Source organism: Ruegeria sp. CG4 (genome assembly GCF_056537185.1).
This window is the reverse complement of record NZ_JBQFRB010000006.1, coordinates 100,256-116,883: the sequence shown is the minus strand read 5'-3', so window position 1 is coordinate 116,883 and position 16,628 is coordinate 100,256. Positions and strand designations below refer to the sequence as shown.

Annotated in this window: 16 protein-coding genes; 13 read left to right on the top strand and 3 right to left on the bottom strand. The window is 58.5% G+C overall.

The window, feature by feature from the left end; all coding sequences use genetic code 11:
* Positions 1-42: 42 nt before the first annotated feature.
* Both ACR0J2_RS16100 and ACR0J2_RS16095 read right to left on the bottom strand, forming a co-directional pair.
* A complete protein-coding gene (locus ACR0J2_RS16100; protein ID WP_480813203.1) occupies positions 43-1,674 on the bottom strand; it encodes an acyl-CoA carboxylase subunit beta in 1,632 nt (543 codons plus the stop codon).
* Positions 1,674-3,455, bottom strand: a complete 1,782-nt coding sequence (locus ACR0J2_RS16095) for an acyclic terpene utilization AtuA family protein (RefSeq protein ID WP_480813202.1) — start codon at positions 3,453-3,455, stop codon at positions 1,674-1,676. The genes ACR0J2_RS16100 and ACR0J2_RS16095 overlap by 1 nt, the downstream gene beginning before the upstream one ends.
* 141 nt (positions 3,456-3,596) lie before the next feature.
* On the opposite strand from ACR0J2_RS16095, the gene ACR0J2_RS16090 reads away from it, so the two are divergent.
* The 4 genes from ACR0J2_RS16090 to ACR0J2_RS16075 all read left to right on the top strand — a co-directional run bounded on the left by ACR0J2_RS16090 (position 3,597) and on the right by ACR0J2_RS16075 (position 7,225).
* Positions 3,597-4,229, top strand: coding sequence for a TetR/AcrR family transcriptional regulator (locus ACR0J2_RS16090; protein ID WP_480813201.1), 633 nt, complete (start codon positions 3,597-3,599; stop codon positions 4,227-4,229).
* Positions 4,230-4,514: 285 nt separating this feature from the next.
* Complete coding sequence (locus ACR0J2_RS16085; protein ID WP_480813200.1) at positions 4,515-5,669, top strand: acyl-CoA dehydrogenase family protein; 1,155 nt, start codon at positions 4,515-4,517, stop codon at positions 5,667-5,669.
* A 187-nt stretch (positions 5,670-5,856) separates the two neighbouring features.
* Entirely contained in the window at positions 5,857-6,660 is an 804-nt protein-coding gene (locus ACR0J2_RS16080; protein ID WP_480813199.1) for an SDR family NAD(P)-dependent oxidoreductase, read from the top strand.
* A gap of 178 nt (positions 6,661-6,838) precedes the next feature.
* Positions 6,839-7,225 carry an acyl-CoA thioesterase gene (locus ACR0J2_RS16075; RefSeq protein WP_480813198.1) on the top strand — a complete coding sequence of 129 codons (387 nt, stop codon included), beginning with the start codon at positions 6,839-6,841 and terminating at the stop codon, positions 7,223-7,225.
* Between the two features lie 297 nt (positions 7,226-7,522).
* On the opposite strand, the gene ACR0J2_RS16070 is transcribed toward ACR0J2_RS16075, so the two are convergent.
* Complete coding sequence (locus tag ACR0J2_RS16070; protein ID WP_480813197.1) at positions 7,523-8,440, bottom strand: LysR family transcriptional regulator; 918 nt, start codon at positions 8,438-8,440, stop codon at positions 7,523-7,525.
* 103 nt (positions 8,441-8,543) lie between these two features.
* Here ACR0J2_RS16070 and ACR0J2_RS16065 point away from each other — a divergent pair, with 103 nt between their 5' ends.
* The 9 genes from ACR0J2_RS16065 (at position 8,544) to ACR0J2_RS16025 (ending at position 16,280) form a co-directional block, all read left to right on the top strand.
* Positions 8,544-9,503 (top strand): tripartite tricarboxylate transporter substrate binding protein, encoded by a 960-nt coding sequence (locus tag ACR0J2_RS16065; RefSeq protein ID WP_480813196.1) that lies wholly within the window; start codon positions 8,544-8,546, stop codon positions 9,501-9,503.
* A gap of 1 nt (position 9,504) precedes the next feature.
* A complete protein-coding gene (locus ACR0J2_RS16060; RefSeq protein WP_480813195.1) occupies positions 9,505-10,047 on the top strand; it encodes a tripartite tricarboxylate transporter TctB family protein in 543 nt (180 codons plus the stop codon).
* Positions 10,048-10,052: 5 nt separating this feature from the next.
* Positions 10,053-11,567: a tripartite tricarboxylate transporter permease gene (locus ACR0J2_RS16055; RefSeq protein WP_480813194.1), complete on the top strand. Its 1,515-nt coding sequence runs from the start codon at positions 10,053-10,055 to the stop codon at positions 11,565-11,567.
* Positions 11,527-12,660, top strand: coding sequence for a lyase family protein (locus ACR0J2_RS16050; RefSeq protein WP_480813193.1), 1,134 nt, complete (start codon positions 11,527-11,529; stop codon positions 12,658-12,660). The genes ACR0J2_RS16055 and ACR0J2_RS16050 overlap by 41 nt, the downstream gene beginning before the upstream one ends.
* A gap of 92 nt (positions 12,661-12,752) precedes the next feature.
* Complete coding sequence (locus ACR0J2_RS16045; protein ID WP_480813192.1) at positions 12,753-13,199, top strand: DUF2141 domain-containing protein; 447 nt, start codon at positions 12,753-12,755, stop codon at positions 13,197-13,199.
* Between the two features lie 46 nt (positions 13,200-13,245).
* Positions 13,246-13,794 carry a TetR/AcrR family transcriptional regulator gene (locus ACR0J2_RS16040; RefSeq protein WP_480813191.1) on the top strand — a complete coding sequence of 183 codons (549 nt, stop codon included), beginning with the start codon at positions 13,246-13,248 and terminating at the stop codon, positions 13,792-13,794.
* A complete protein-coding gene (locus tag ACR0J2_RS16035; protein WP_480813190.1) occupies positions 13,791-14,036 on the top strand; it encodes a hypothetical protein in 246 nt (81 codons plus the stop codon). Before ACR0J2_RS16040 ends, ACR0J2_RS16035 begins: the two co-directional genes overlap by 4 nt.
* 28 nt (positions 14,037-14,064) lie before the next feature.
* Positions 14,065-15,219, top strand: a complete 1,155-nt coding sequence (locus tag ACR0J2_RS16030; RefSeq protein ID WP_480813189.1) for an aromatic ring-hydroxylating oxygenase subunit alpha — start codon at positions 14,065-14,067, stop codon at positions 15,217-15,219.
* Positions 15,216-16,280 carry a 2Fe-2S iron-sulfur cluster-binding protein gene (locus tag ACR0J2_RS16025; RefSeq protein WP_480813188.1) on the top strand — a complete coding sequence of 355 codons (1,065 nt, stop codon included), beginning with the start codon at positions 15,216-15,218 and terminating at the stop codon, positions 16,278-16,280. The genes ACR0J2_RS16030 and ACR0J2_RS16025 overlap by 4 nt, the downstream gene beginning before the upstream one ends.
* Positions 16,281-16,628: the final 348 nt, after the last annotated feature.

Sequence of the window (16,628 nt, the reverse complement as noted above, 5' to 3'; positions counted from 1 at the left end):
CGAAGGTTTGATGGGTCTTGAAATCAGCCAAGTTGCGCCCTCTCAAATCCTTGCGACGCCAAAGGTGTTGGGTTTCAGGTCTCGGTTGCGTGCTTCCCAAGTGGTCTCGATCAAAAAGCCCAGAATTTTACGAGTGTCGCGCGGGTCGATGATACCGTTATCCAACATCCGGCCCGAGGTGTAGAAGACGCTTTCCTGCGGTTCGAACACGTCCTGAATGGCCTGCTTCTGCCTGGCCATCTTCGCTTCCATCTCGGGTGTGATCTCAACCCCCTTGCGGGCGGCTCCGGCGCGGGCAACAACGCCCATGGTCATGGCGGCCTGCTCGCCACCCATTACTCCGGTGCGCGCATTGGGCCATGAGAACAGGAAATCCGCATCAAAAGCATGACCGCACATGCCGTAATTCCCGGCACCAAAGCTGGCACCGACATAGAGCGATAACTTTGGAACGCGGACATTCGACACGGCCTGAATCATCTTGGAGCCAAGCTTGATCATACCCGCCTGCTCGTACTCGGTACCCACCATGTAGCCGGTGATGTTGTTGAGAAAGATGATCGGCATGTCTGCGCTGTCGCAGAGCTGGAAGAACTGCGTTGCCTTGGCCGCACCCTGAGGGTCCAACGGGCCATTGTTGCCAATGATACCGACCGAATGACCAAAAATTCGGGCCTGGACGCAGACGGTTGCAGGGCCAAAACGGGGTTTGAATTCCAGCAGGTCCGAGCTGTCGGTGATCCGGGCCATGATCTCGCGGCAGTCAAAGGCGGTTCTGTAATCCACAGGGACGACACCGGCGAGTTCGTCCGGAGAATAGACCGGCGGTTCGACCTGTTTGCGGGGCAGGGGGCGGGCGTTCTTGTTCCAGTCCAGACGCTCGACCAGATCGCGACATATCAGGATGCCATCCGCATCGTCCTCGGCCAGGTATTCCACAAGGCCCGAAACCGAAGCGTGCATCTCGGTACCGCCCAGTTCGCGCTCATCGGCCACCTCACCAGTTGCGGCCTGCGTCAGCGCGGCTCCGGCCAGCGCCGCCATGCCATTGTGTTTCACGCCAATTACGTAATCCGACATGCCCGGCTGATAGGCGCCACCAGCAGTGGAAGGCCCGTGCAGAACCACAAAGGTCGGAATGCCGGCTGCGGACAGTTTGGCCAGACCGTAAAACAGCCCGCCGCCATTGGCCCAAAGTTCTACGGTGTACTGCATCAGATTGGCCCCGGCGCTTTCCACCAGATGCACAAAGGGCAGCTTTTGTCTCAGCGCGATCTTGAGAATGGCCAGTCCTTTTTTCACTGACATATTGGTCGACGCGCCCGCATTGATCCCGCTGTCATCGGCATAGACCAGACAGCGCGTGCCGCTGATATAGCCGATCCCGGTTATCATCGACGCGCCGGGAATGGAGGTTTCCGGGTCTGGGTCGTCGACCAGAAAATTCGCCATATTGAACAGCTCGACAAACGGCATACCCGGGTCCAGCAGGCGCTTGACCCGCTCGCGCGGGGTCAACTGGCCACGCTGGTCGAAACGGGCCTTGCGGCTGTCCGAACGCGCAACGGCGCGCGCTTCGTACTCGCGCAGTTCGGTGATCAGTGCCAGCATATCCCGACGGTTCTGCCCAAACGCTTCGGATGAGGTCGATATTCTGGTCTGGAAAACGGGCATCAGAGCGTCTCCGCAACAGAGGGGGGAACAGGAATGGGGTGATCCAGCAGAATCTGCCCATAGGCCTTGCCCAGCGGGTCGTCCTGCAGCGCGGCCGTGCCACCGCCACCCAGTGCATCATGCAGTACGAAATTCAACGCGTGCATGCCCGGCATATAAAACCGCTCTACCCCGCCTTTCAGTCGATGGGCAAAGCGGGCCGTCACCACATCCGAGGTTAATGCGGCAGCAATATAAGGCAAGTATTCGGGCTTGCGGGCGATCAGGCCGATATTGGCCTTGTCGCCCTTGTCGCCCGAGCGTCCGAAGGCCAACTTGATCAGGGGCACTTCGACTGTGCAGGCTTCTAAAACAGCGGGGATGCCGGGCAGGGGTTCGGAATCCGTAAATGGTTGCCCCGCCGCTATATCCACTGATTGTGCGCCGCTCTCCGTGACGACATGGACCGGCACATCCGCTTTCGGGATCAGGCACGAAAACAGGCGCACGATCGGCATCGGTTTTGGCTTGCCACCGCCAAAGGCGGACAGACCGGCTGGCGTTGCAAGGCCCGCGCCAATAACCTCAGCCAAGAAAAGGGCGACGCCGGTTTTATCCATGTGTTTTACAGTGATCCGGCCCGCAATCTCGCGCACGCCCAATTCTCGGGCATAATCGCCGTATTTGGCTTCGGATCCGATCGGCTCAACGCATATCTCTTCGAAATCCGGCAAGTTTCTGGCGGCCAGTTTTCCGCGAGCACGGGTCAGAGCCGCCTGCGCATAAGCGCGGAACTTGGCCTCGGCGTCAAAGCCGGTAAACATCAGCATGATTGAGCCCTTATATCCATCCAGGAAAGTGACACTGGCCTTATAAGACTCGGTTGGCGCGCGGCCCCGGGCACCAGCAACCCGGACCAGGTCGGGGCCGATCTGCGTCACGACAACCTGCGAGAAATCGCAGACAACATCAGGCAGGATATAGGCCTGCGGGTCGCCGATTTCATAAATGATCTGTTCAGCGACGGCCCCGACGGACACCAAACCGCCGGTGCCTTTGGGCTTTTCGACGGTAAAGCTTCCGTCGGCCGTGAGCGTTGCGACTGGATAACCGATGTTGGCCATATCGCCCACATCCCGCCAATCGGTGAAATTACCACCTGTGGCTTGCGGCCCGCATTCGATTACATGTCCTGCAAGGCTGCCACCCGCGAGTTGGTCCAGATCATCCGCTCCCCAGCCGAATTCATGGATACAGGCCCCCAGCGTGACGGCACTATCCACACAGCGACCAGTTACAACTATCTCTGCACCACTCGCCAGCGCCTGCGCGATGGGGAAGGCGCCCAGATAGGCGTTCGCGCTTTGCAGAGTTTCTGGTTTCGGCAGCGGAGTGTTCACAAACATCTCGCGCGCGTCAGCGAATTCCCCGGCCTTGAAGCGAGGTAGAATATCGTCCCCCAAAACCACGGCGACCTTCAGATCCAACCTCAGATCGGCAATGAGTGACCGTACGGCTTCGCCGCAGGCTTCGGGGTTCACGCCACCCGCATTTGCAATGACCTTGATCTTCTGCCGCGCGATCTCGGGCAGGTTCTGACGCAGGACCGAATTCACGAAGTCCACCGCGTATCCCTTGTCTGCATCCACTGCGCGCGCGCGCGCCAGAACGGACATCGTGATTTCAGCCAGATAGTCGAACACCATATAGTCCAGCCGCCCGCTTTCCAGAAACTGCGGCACGGCCATATCGGATTCACCCCAAAATCCGCTGGCACCGCCTATTCGGATTTGTCTCTGCATGAACTCCCCTTTGAATCCACTGGACCTGCGTCAGTTTTGATGTCATCAAACAAACAGAACGTTCTGTTTGTCAACTGCTTCGTGTCGCATAAAACCCTTTGAAATCGCAAAGGGGCAGACCGAAGCCGAAGAAGGTAGAATATGGCCAGCAGCAAACCGACCAAGCGCGAGACCAAGGCGCTACAGTCACGGCAGACGATCCTTGAGGCGACGATGCGGTGTCTCGTGAAATACGGCTACTCCGAAACCAGCACGTCGCGTGTTTGCGAAGAGGCGGGGCTTTCGCGCGGGGCTTTGACCCATCACTTTACCTCGAAGACAGCGTTGATGGTGGCCACCAGCGACTGGATCATGCAGGCCTCGATCCGCTGGCTGGCTGGCCGCGAAAACCGACCTGAGCAGACGATCGAAAGGCATCTGGAACGGCTTTGGCGGCAGGTCATGAACACCGACGCGATGCGCGCCCTGCACGAGATTCTGGTGGCGATCCGCACGGATAAAGAGCTTGCGGACCAGATCCACGACTCGCTGCTGGACTGGAACGACACCATCAATGAAAACGCATTGCTTCATCTCAAGACGACGGATGGCGACAATGCGAAATTTATTCGCCTGTGGACCATCGCCCGAATTTTCTATCGCGGTTTGCTGACACATGACTCATTTGTCCGGAGCGAAGCTGAGACCGCGGAAATCGTGCAGGAGTTCATTTACCTGCTGACCCCGCATCTGCAACGGCGAAGCGAGGTGCGGCTGGTGAGTTCCGAGGGCTAGGCAGTCATGCCCCAGATCGGGCACTGTAGCCATTTTGAGGGGATTTCGATGATGTTTACGCAAAGACACGAAGAATCCCGACGTACTTGCGAACCTTGAGCAGAGACCGAGATGAACCTTTGTAATGGCATTCCCCGCCCATGAGATTTTCAAATCACCGGACACCCGGGAGATCAAATGGGTCAAAAAGATCGGTATGAATGGCTCGGCACGATCAAACTGGGCGCGACCAGTGCATTATCCGAACAGCCGGTTGAGAAAGTACTGAATGGCTAGGAGGCCGAGATGGCGCTGATTTCACCCTTTATGACACCCGAGCGCGAACACTTCCGGGACAATTTCCAGCGCTTTGTCGAAAGCGAGATTCGCCCCAACATCGAAAAGTGGGAGGCCGACAAAGCCGTTCCCGCCGAACTGGATGAAAAAGTGGCCGAGTTCGGTGTGTTCGGCTTTGGGGTGCCCGAAGAATACGGTGGGATGAGAATTGACGATGCCTTTCTGCGTGCCGACTTCAACGAATTGATCTTTGGCTGCGGGGCGTCGGGCGTGGCGGCAGCCGTGGGCGGACGCGCGATTTCAATTGCGCCGATGGCACGGTTCGCATCAGATGACTTCCGCACCACCGTTCTGCCCGAAATCATAGCGGGGCGGATGTCGTCGTCGCTGGCAATCACTGAGCCCAGTGGCGGATCAGATGTGGCCAACATGCGCACAACCGCCACGCGATCAGATAACGGGTGGGTTTTGAATGGTGAAAAGTGCTTTATCACCGGCGGCCTGGCCTCGAAGTGGTTTGTCGTCGGCGCACGGACGGGCGATGCGGGTCTGGGCGGTATCTCTCTGTTTCTGATCGCAGCCGACACACCAGGCTTTACCCGCACTAGAGGCGAAGAAAAGATGGGTTGGCATTGTTCCGAACAGGCCTCTTTGTTCTTCAAGGATTGCCACGTTCCCGCCGACGCGCTGATCGGTCCTGAAAACCGGGGCTTCCTTGCGATCATGGAAAACTTCAATCATGAACGGCTTGCTTTGATCGCCGGTTCGCTGGGCATGATGAAGCTGTGTTTCAACGCCTCCCTGGACTGGGCGCGCGAACGAAGGACCTTTGGCAAACGCCTGATCGATCATCAGGTCATCGCCCATAAGTTTGCCGAGATCTCGGCCCGGATCGACATGAATCAGGCCTATCTGGATCAGATTTGCTACACCATCAACGCGGGCCAAATGCCTGCCGCCGAAATCGCAAAGGCGAAGGTACAGGCGACGAAATCGCTGGAATTTGTGGCGTCTGAATCGATGCAGATCTTTGGTGGCGCAGGTTACATGCTCGGCAATCCGGTCGAGCGCGTTTATCGCGAAGTCAAGATCATGGCTATCGGCGGCGGTTCGGAAGAGATCATGCGCGATCTGGCTGTACGCCAAATGGGCCTGGCCACATAACCATCAGCCGGCACGAAGGCGTTTTGCAAAGGCAGGATACGGTTGCGCGCGACCGGGCGGGTCGACCGCTACGGCGCTAACCGCCGCGATAAACTGCCCGCGACCACATCGACAAAAGAAGTGCCGACCCTCAGGATACACGCGATGGTTTTTGCGACGAAGCGAAGCAAGGGAGAGGCGGGGTAGCATGGGCAGGACGTATCAGGAGAGGTATGGCAATTGGGCGATGGTCACAGGTGCCAGTTCCGGAATTGGCGCCGAATTTGCGAACCAGCTTGCGGTTGCCGGGATGAACCTCGTCCTCGTGGCGCGCCGCGCCGATGTGCTGGACGCTATGGCCAGCGATCTCAGCGCTCGCCACGGGGTGGAAGTACGCTATGTCGCCGCTGATCTCGGAACGGAGGCCGGCATCGACGCGGTGTGTACCATCCCCGAAGAAATCGGTCTGTTGGTTCATTCTGCCGGTGTCGAGGTGAACGGCGCGTTTAAAACGACCGATGCGGATCAGGGAATGGCATTGCTGAGGCTGAATGTTCTGTCGACCTTTCGCCTGACCCACCACTTTAGCCAGGGAATGCTAAAGCGCGGACGGGGCGGGATCGTTCTGGTCTCAAGCCTGTCGGGCCACATGCCGAACCCCTATTTTTCAAACTATGCAGGCAGCAAGGCTTACGTGCTGAATTTCGGCGCATCCCTGCGGGCCGAGCTTCGGCCGAAGGGCATTGACGTCCATGTCCTGTCGCCCGGACCGACCGACACGCCGATGGCTGCTGGTACCGGGTTGGATTGGAGCAAGGTTCCATCAAGCGTTATGAGTGCAGACGCTGTTGTCACCGAAGCGCTCGGCAATCTGGGTGGCAAGTTCCTGACGGCTCCGGGGCTGATGAACAAAATGACCATATGGATGGCCAAACACAGCCCGACAGCCCTGTTCGGTCGCATAAATGAGAAAGTGCTGAAAAACGCCCTCCCTCCGGAAAAGCTCGGGTGAAGAACTGCGGCGATCACAGCTATGGCGACGTCAGGGAACGTCTTATAAGGGAACCCAGGGAACGTCATAACGGCCTGTAACGCGCGACTGAACAGTGCAATCCACCTCTGGCGCTCAGGGCAGGACAAGAACTTTCGGACATGATGACCGTGTCCTGAACCGAAGAAGGGCACAAGAGATGAGCAGTGAAACTCCGAAAGGTGAACTGACATTGCGCACGGCAGCAATGCCGGCGGATGTCAATGTTAATGGAGACATCTTTGGTGGCTGGGTTCTCAGTCAGATGGACATCGCCGGAGGAATTGTTGCAGCTACACGCGCGCAAGGCCGCGTTGCCACAATCGCAGTTGATGCGATGAAGTTCATTCGCCCGGTGAAAGTCGGAGACGTGCTATGCATCTACGGAGAGGTGTCGCGCGTTGGCCGAACCTCAATGGCCATTTCCATCGAAGCCTGGGTTTTGCGCGGTTTGATCGGCGTCCGTGAAAAGGTGACCGAAGCGATCTTCACCTTTGTTGCGATCGACGAGAACGGAGTTCCACGTCCGGTTCCAAGCACTGAATAGGGGCTGTCACTGGCGTTTGCGGTATCCAACATTGTCAGGAAAGTTAGAATTTGACCATTTTGGAGCGGTACTGGAGCGCGCTTCCAAAATTCGAACTGCTGGAAACTGTACTGAAGCTTTCCTGCCGGCACTATTCACATGCCAGCCGGTCAGGAGAGTTCCTGCCTGAGTTCGCTAGATCGATAACAACTACTAAAAAACGCGAGGATTTCTGCCGCGCACCTCGATTGGAGCGCGATTTCCAATCAGGCACGCCAATCAGGTCCACATTAGTCGCCTGAACGGTAAGTCGGTGGATCAGGACACCTCGCTGCGCATGGTGTCGCTGGAACGGCATACGCGTTTTACGTGCTCCACCAACTTGTCCTGGAACTGCTTGGCCGCCGATCCCGACTGTTGATACTTCGGAAGCAACATTCCAAATGTCATCCATTTTTCCGGCTCGATCGGGATTGATACCAAGCGATCCCCAAACGACGCCGCCACCATCTCATCGGCGATCGTGATACCTGCACCTTCGGCCACCAAGGCACAAGCAAGTTGGGACGAGGACACTTCATGGGTCACTTCGGGCGCAACACCAGCCGAGTTGAAAGCGTCGTCCAACTGCTCCCGAAGCAACAAGCCCTGCATCAGGCGGATGATCGTTTCACTGGCAAGCTGCTCTGCGGCTATCGATGCCTCATTGGCCAACGGATGATCCCGGGGCAGGATTGCCAAGGCTCGCACGCGGACAAGCGGCACCGTTCTGATGTCCGGATGGCTGACCGGCAGGGCCGCTATTCCGATATCGTACTCTCGTCCGGCCAGCCATTTGCTCGCGTCCCGGCGCGCGCGGACGTCCAAGGTCACACTCACTTCGGGGTTTTCACGGGTGAATTGCGCGACGGCGGGTGCAGACAGAAACTGGGCGATCCGAGGCATCGTCACAACCCGAAGGCTTTCTGTACGCCCGGCCCGGATTTCGGCTGCAATACGGGGAACCTCATCCAGGTTGTCCAGAATGCGCCCGGCTTCGCGGTAAAACGCGATCCCCTCGGTGGTGGGGGACAGGCTGCGCCCGCTGCGGTCAAACAGCCTGAGCTTCAGTTCTGCTTCCAAACCGCTGATCAGTCTGCTGATGGCAGGCTGACTTAGATGCATGATGTCCGAGGCCGCCGCAATGGAGCCTTCGGAAAAAGCATGGCGGAAGGCGCGGAGAGCTTTGACGTTCATCGACAGGACTCTTTCATTATTTGCATTATTTAATGCTACATTTGCAAAAATCGCAATCAAATGACCTGCTAGAAAGGCTGCGTCACTTTTTGGAGGAGCCCACATGAAACGCAGAGCATTCCTTGCTGCCGTCACAGCGGCGACCGCGCTGGTCGCAACGGCAACCGTCGGCTTTGCGGCCGACTGGCCGAAACGCCCGATCAATATCGTGGTACCCTATCAGGCCGGGGGCGGCACCGATGCCTATGCGCGTGCCATTTCCGCTGCTGCAGAAGGCGTATTAGACGTTCCGGTTGTCGTCGTGAACAAACCCGGTTCAGGTGGCCTCAATGGTGCCAATGCCGTGGTCGGGGCCAAGCCAGATGGCTATACGATGATGATGACCTCGGGCGGGTCATTCCTGCTGTCGACCATGACACGCGACACAGACATTGATGCACTGGATAGCTTTGCCTTCGTGGCTCAGGTCGGCCAGCTGCAGACCTCGCTGATGGTACCCACAGACAGCACCTATCAGAGCGTAGAGGACGTGATTGAAGCGGCAAAGGCAAACCCTGGGTCATTGCGTTGGGCCCATTCCGGGCGCGGCGGGTTCCATCACGTGGGCGGTCTCGGGTTCCTGGCCAATAACGGAATCGAGGCGCAGGATGTGCCGTTCAAGGGCGGCGGCCCGACCCGAGCTGCGCTGATTGGCGGACAGGCCGACTTCGGTTTCCTCGGGGTGCAGCAATTGCGCGGTTTTGAAGAGCAGCTTCGCGCACTGGCCGTCAACAGCGCCGAGCGGGACAATATCATGTCCGATGTTCCGTCCTTTGGCGAACTGGGCGTTCCCTTTGCCGCCGTATCGTCGCCGGTGATCGTTTTCGCGCCCAAGGGTACGCCGGCCGAAGTGATATCCGTCATGGAAACGGCACTGGCCGAGATCACGGCAAAGCCGGAATTTGCAGAGCTTCTGGCAGAGCGCGGCACCGGTCCGGTCTTTGCGACAGGCGCGGATGCCAAGGCCACGCTGACCGCGATGAAGGCGGATGCCGCGCCGCTGGTTGCGACTTTGAATAACTAAGGTGGTCAACGGCTGGGGCGGTCTCAGCTTCGGCCCCGCCGCTCCACCCGAGATGTTTCTGAAGGAGAACACCATGCGGGACGTGATCGAGGGAATTGTACTCGCGCTGTTGTCATTGGTCGCGATCTGGGGGGCCTGGCAGGTTCCGGCGGCAAGCCCCGGAGACACATGGGCCGGGATCGTGCCCTTTGCCGCATCAGTTGCCTTGCTCGCCCTTTCGGGCCTGGTACTGATGAACGGGCTGCGCCTGGTGCGGTCACGACAGGTTGTCGTTGAAGAAAGCGACACGGGCACGCTGGACATCCTGATCCTGTTTGCCATTGCTCTGATTTATCAGCAATCTTTCCGCTGGTTCGGTTACGTCCTGCCCACGGCCATCACCGCGCCGGTGGTTCTGTATATCTTCGGTGTCCGCAGTCGGATCGGGCTGGCCATATCCGTGATCGTCTGCCCGCTCATCTTCCACATCATCTTTTTCGAGTTGCTCGGCGTCTTCCCGCCTTATGGCGAGGTGTTCGATTTGCTCGACTGGTTCCGAGGGTAAACCCAATGGAGATCTTTCCCGCCCTTCTGTCGGTCATCACCGATCCGACACTTCTATTCGCCATTGTCCTAGCTGCTGCGGTCGGCATGATCGTCGGTGCCACCCCCGGCCTGACCGCCTCGGCGGCCATCGCAATGCTGCTGCCCATTACCTTCTACATGCCGCCTCTGTTTGCGTTGGCGTTTCTCTATGTGATTGGCAAATCGGGGCGTTATGGCGGTTCGGTTGCCGCGATTCTGTTCAATACGCCCGGAACGGCGGCAAGTGCAGCGACGCAGATCGACGGCTATCCGCTGGCCCGTGCAGGCAAGGCAGGTAAGGCGATGAAGGTTGCGACGATCTCGTCGGTTATCGGCGATTTCATGGGGGACATCCTGCTTGTGGCGGGTGTCGGTTTCATCGCCGCCATCGCGCTGAAACTCGGCCCGCCCGAAACCTTCGCCATCTACTTCGCGGCCTTCGTGGTGATCGGGTCCGTGATCGGAAAATCCATCACCAAGGGCCTAATCTCGGCCCTGCTCGGCATCCTTGTGGCCATGGTCGGCCTCGACCCGATTTCCAGCGAAGAAAGGTACACGTTTGGTTCGTTCGATCTGTCGAATGGCATCGGACTGGTTCCCCTTATGATCGGTGTCTTCGTTCTGGGCGAGGTTTTTGCCCAACTGGAAGAGCGCAAGAAGGCCAAAGGCGAGGTCAGCGAAAACGAAAGCGACCCTACCGGGCACAGCCTGACCTTTAAAGAATACAAGCCCTGCATCCCGCATGCCATCCGGGGCGGATTCATCGGCGCGGGGATCGGGGTTCTTCCCGGGCTCGGCTCGGCCATTGCGGCCTTCATTTCTTACGGCGAAAGCAAGCGCCGCGCCAGAAACCCCGAGCAATGGGGCAAGGGTGCGCTGGAAGGCGTCGCCGCGCCCGAGGCCGCCAACAACGCGGTGTCCGGGCCGTCGATGGCGCCGCTGCTGACGCTTGGCATCCCGGGGTCGACCATCGGGGCCATCCTGCTGGGCGTTTTCCTGATCCACGGCATTCAGGTCGGGCCCACCCTGTTTCTCACGGACAAGGAACTGGTCTATCAGCTTTTTGCCTGCGGGATGCTGGGAATCTTTGCCTACGGGATCATCGGCTACTTTGGGGCCACGCAGGTTGCGCGCCTGATCCTGAAGGTTCCGGTCAACGTGCTCTACCCACTGATCTTTCTGACTGCCTTTGTCGCCGCCTATTCCGCCCGAGGTTCGATGTTCGACGTGACTGTCATGACTGTGGCCGGGTTTGTGGGCTGGCTGATGCGCAAATTCGACTTTAACGTCGCGGCCTTCGTCATCTCTTTCGTCCTGGCGAAGGGGGCCGAGGAAACGTTCCGTCAGGCGCTGCTGATGTCCGATGGCGGCGCGCTCATCTTTGTCGAACGCCCCATCGCCGCCGGATTCCTGCTGCTCGGCCTTTTGGCCATGGGGTTCCGCATTCGGTCGATCATGAATGAACGGCGCATCGCCGACGGCGGGCTGGGCGATGCTTGATTACCGGATCTACCGCAACTGCTTTTCCTCCGCAGAAATGCGCAGGATCTGGTCCGAGCCCGCAACCGTCGCTGCGTGGTTGAAGGTCGAACAGATCCTTTCGCGCTGTCAGGCCGATCTGAACCTGATCCCGACCGAGGCGGCCGTGGCGATCGAAGCCGTGGGTATCTCTGATCTGGATACCGAAGCACTGGCTGCGGAAATGGATCTGGTCGGGCGCCCGATCGTGGGGCTGGTGAAACAGATTCGGTCATTGGTGCGCGCGCATGCAGATTACGTTCACCACAGGGCGACCACACAGGACATCATGGACACCGCCATGGTCATGCAGATGAAGCTTGGCCTTGCGGAAATCGAGATTGGCATCAACCGGCTGCTCAAACTGTTGGACGGACATATCCGGGACCACCCCTCGATCTGGTTGGTGGGGCGCACCAACGGTCAGCATGCGGTTCCCATGAAGCTGGCCACCAAGCTGGCGGTGTGGCGCTCAGAACTGGCGCGCCGCAACAATGCGTTGGAACAGGCTTCGGGTCGTGGCCTCAACGTGCAAATTGGCGGCCCGGTTGGTGATCTGCGGGGCTACGAGAACGGAGAGGGAGAGAGGGTCAAGACAGCGGTCGCGGAAAGCCTAGGGTTGGGCAGTGTCGCGCCCCACTGGCAAAACGCCCGCGACGGGATCGCGGATGTGGTGACTGCACTGGGATCGCTCTGCGCCACGCTCTGCAAGATCGCCCACAACATCAATCTTCTGTCCTCATCCGACATTGCCGAGATCTCTGAAGTGCATGCCAACGGCAAAGGCGCGTCCTCGTCCATGCACCACAAACGCAACCAGCGGGCATCTGAATTCATGGAGGCGGTATCGCGCCTCGGCCGGCAGAAAGCGGAACAGATCGGGGAATTCACCCTTCACCAACACGAAAGGTCCGGCGGCGCGTGGATTGGAGAGTGGGTGATCGTGCCCGAGGTGTTCCTTCTGACATCAGGGGCACTACACTGGGCGCAGGCCTTGTTTGAAAACCTGACCTATCATCCCGAACGAATGGCAGAGCACTGCACAGCGTCGGCTGAGGCCGCCCGGATGCGTTGAAGTTTGGCGTTCCAAAATAATAACCTGTCACTGTTGACAATAAATGGAGGCAGCCCTAAATACTGTCACAGTTGACAACTTATGGTGACTCGATGCAACCTTTCAAACTTGTCTCAGTGGCGGCCCTTGCTGCTGCCACCGCAGTCGCAGCCATTGCGCAATCGTCCGAAACCGCACCGCTTTCGGTGACAGTCGACGGGTTGCGGAATGGCAATGGCGCAGTGATCGTGGCGGCCTTCGATCAGGCCGCGGGCTTTGAGACGATTGATGTGGCCACGGCGATTGCGATGGCCCAAGTCCCCGCAGCCGGTGCGACGGTCTCGGTCACGTTTCACAACCTTCCGGCTGGCACCTATGCCTTCGCCGCGATGCACGACGAAGACCTGGACAGCGATCTGGACATGAAAGGCGAAGTACCGACCGAAGGATATGCGTTTTCCGGAATGGGGCGCCGGGGTTTGCCGCCGAAATTCGAGGATGCGGCTGTCGCCACTGGCGCGACGGCCAAATCGACATTGCAGCTGAAGTACTGGAACTGACGTGGCCGGGCGCCCATCAAACCGAGACGAACGCTATGCACAGCTGATGAACGCACTGGTGCGTTGCGTGGCACGTTTCGGGCTTGAAGGCGCATCGCTTGCGCAAATCGCCGACGATGCGGGGCTGACCCGGCCACTGATCCGACACCATCTGGGCAATCGGGACGAAGTGATCATGGCGTTGCAGGACTATGTCCTGCACAGCTTTGCCGAACAGACCGAAGCGCTGTTGGCCGCGCTTCCGGAAAATGGCGCGGGGCCGGCTCTGGTCGAATTTTTGTTTTCCGAAACGATGGAATCGACCCCGGACATGGTGTTGGCGTTTGCGGCACTGACAGCGCGTGCCGCAGAAGATGCAGACCTGCGCGCCGCCTGCCGAGACTCCCTTCTGGGGTTCGAGGCCGCGATTGCAGGTGTTTTGAGCAAGGACCATCCACAAGCCGACCATCACGCGATCGCTGTCGCGGCCCATGGCATCGTTGCGCTATATCTGAACGTGGCGTCTCTGGCGCCGTTGAACATGCCGCAGGAGTGGCCGCAAGCCGCACAATCCCTCGCGGGCAACCTGCTGGAAGGATTGGAAAACCGCTCATGATCCAGATGCGTCCACTCAACTACGTCGCTTTCGCCGTGCTGATGATTGCAACAGTGCTTGGCTATCAATCGCTCTGGGGGCTGCTGTTCCTGTTTTGGACAGTCCAGAGTTACCGCACGGGCTATGCGTTTTTGTTGTCTGAAGTAACGCGGGACGAAGACCCCGTTCTGTACTGGTTGATCCAGGTTGCCTGGGTCGTCTTCGGTATCTTGCTGATAACCGCCGATTTTCTGCCCGGCTAGGGCTCACACCAATCTTGGGAACACCCGAATGACCCGAATGCTTCACCTGCTGCCTGTCGAGGCCTACACCTCGCAAGAATGGTTCGATCGCGAAATGCGCGAGATATTCTCGAAAACCTGGCGTTATGCCGGGTTCATGGAGGATGTCAGCGAACCCGGCCAGTACATCACCGTTCAGGCCGGGCTGAACAACATATTTGTTGTAATGGGCCGCGACAGGCGCCTGCGCGCGTTTCATAACATTTGCCGTCACCGCGGCACGCAACTGATCCGGGCCGTCGGCAAGACGCAAAAGGCGCTGACATGCCCGTATCACGACTGGACCTATGACCTTGAAGGCAACCTGATCTCGGTGCCCGAAGAACAAGAGGAATTCGGAAAGGTAGATAAATCCTGCCTGGGTCTGAAACCCGCCAGGGTCGACATCTGGAAATCGATGATATTTGTGCATCCTGACCCGGACGCGCCCTCTATCGCTGAATGGTTCGGGCCGGTGGAACCGCATATCGGCCCGCACGTACCCGAGGAACTGGTCGAATATGAAGACCTGAACAACAGCTACGAGATCACGGCCAACTGGAAGGTGGTCGTCGAAAACTACATCGACGTCTACCACCTGAGCCACCTGCATTCGAACACGCTGCAAATGTACGACCACAAGGCCGCGAAGTACCACTGGGAAGGCCCCCATTACATGTTCTGGGAACCCCCGATCGAAGACTTTCTGAAGGATCAGGAAAGCAAGCTGATTGCCCCGCGTGTGATCCCCGAGGACATGACTGGCGCATGGGTGCCGATGCTGTTCCCGGGGATTGGGTTGGCTGGCTCCGAGGACGGTTGGAACATCTTCATCATTGAGCCGCTCGGCCCCGAACTGACGCGAGTGTCCAACCGGGGGCGGGTGTCCAACAGTTCCGGCTGGGAGTTTGCCAAGCAGTCGATGAAATCCTCGAATTTCTGGACCAAGTTTGGCCTGAGCGGCAAGTACGAAGCCCATGACGCCATGAGCGAGGATGACCCGATGGTCGCGGGCGACTTCACGGGGGAAGACATCTACGCATGTGAGCAACAGCAGAAATCGCTGAAATCGCCTTATTTCGAAACCGGTCCCGCAGCGGTTGGTGAAAGCCCGGTCGTGCAGCATCAGAAAGTCGTTCTCGAATGGTTGGGGGATGCCAAATGAACAAGCGAAACTTCCACCCGCTGACCGTTCTCGATACCCGCGAGGAAATCGGCGGCCAGGCCAAAACAGTAATGTTCGACGTGCCCGACGCCCTGCGCGAAACCTTCGTCTGGCGGCCCGGTCAGCACCTGTCGTTCCGCTTCGTGGTGAACGGAGAGGAGCAAAGGCGCAGCTATTCAATCTCCTCGTCTCCGTTCACGGGTGATCCCCTGCGGATCACCGTAAAGCGTGTCCGGAACGGCCTCGTCAGCAACCACGTCAATGACACTGTGAACAAGGGCGATGTGATTGATGTGATGCCACCTTTCGGCGGGTTTTTCCTGGACCCCGGAGCGACAGCGCGGCGTACCCATTACTTTTTTGGCGCAGGTTCAGGCATCACCCCGCTTTACGCAATGCTCAGTTCAGTCATGGCGGCCGAGCCCAATTCCTTCGCGCATCTGGCTTACGGCAACAACAACGAGCACTCTGTCCTGTTGCTGGACGAATTGAACGCCCTGTGGGAAGCCAATCCGAATCGGATGACCATTCACCATGTCTTTTCCAAACCCGGCTTCTGGTCCTCGGCCGAATATTGGCGAAGAGGTATCATCGACGAACCCGCGATAGAGGCGCTGATTGCCGAAAACCCGCCCTATGCACAGGACGCGCAGTATTACGTCTGCGGACCCGGCGGCATGAACAAGGCTGTGAAAGCATCGCTGATGTCGCTCGATGTTCCTGCCAATCGAATCCACATGGAAAGCTATGGCGGCGCGGCAGAGATTGACACCACTGTCGAAGGTCTGGCTGCCAAGGCAGAGATCACGTTGGGCGGCGTCAGGCATTCGGTCGACGTGGCCAGCGGCCAAACGGTTCTCGAAGCGGCAAAATCCGCAGGACTGAAACCGCCCTTTTCCTGCCAGTCCGGGGTTTGTGGTGCCTGCCGTGCCAAGCTGGCAAAAGGCGATGTCCACATGCGCGCGCGAATGGCGCTGGAAGACGCAGACATTGCAAAAGGGGCGATCCTGACGTGCCAGTCGCTGCCGAAGACGGACACCCTATCGCTCAGCTATGACTGATCGCATTATGAGCAAAAGGTGAGTCGTTCTGCGCAACCCGTTGCACCATCTACCAGACTTCACCTGCGGCACGAATGGCCTGTGCCGGGGCGGGCAGGGCCGTCGATAGAGCGGTCTGCCCGTCGTGAAGGTGTGTCTTCCTTGTGCCAAAGCCCTTCCTTGTCTGGGCAGGGGCCCGAGGCCAAACGATTAGAAAACACTGGCCGCGGGACTGTTCCGGCGGCTTGCTTTTTGAAGCCCGGATTTGTGTGAATCGCACTTAGAATGCCTTGCCTCAAGACCGTCAAACAGAACTGTCCCCGCAGGTTGCCGGGTCGATTATTTCTGAGACAAGAAAAAAAGAATTCT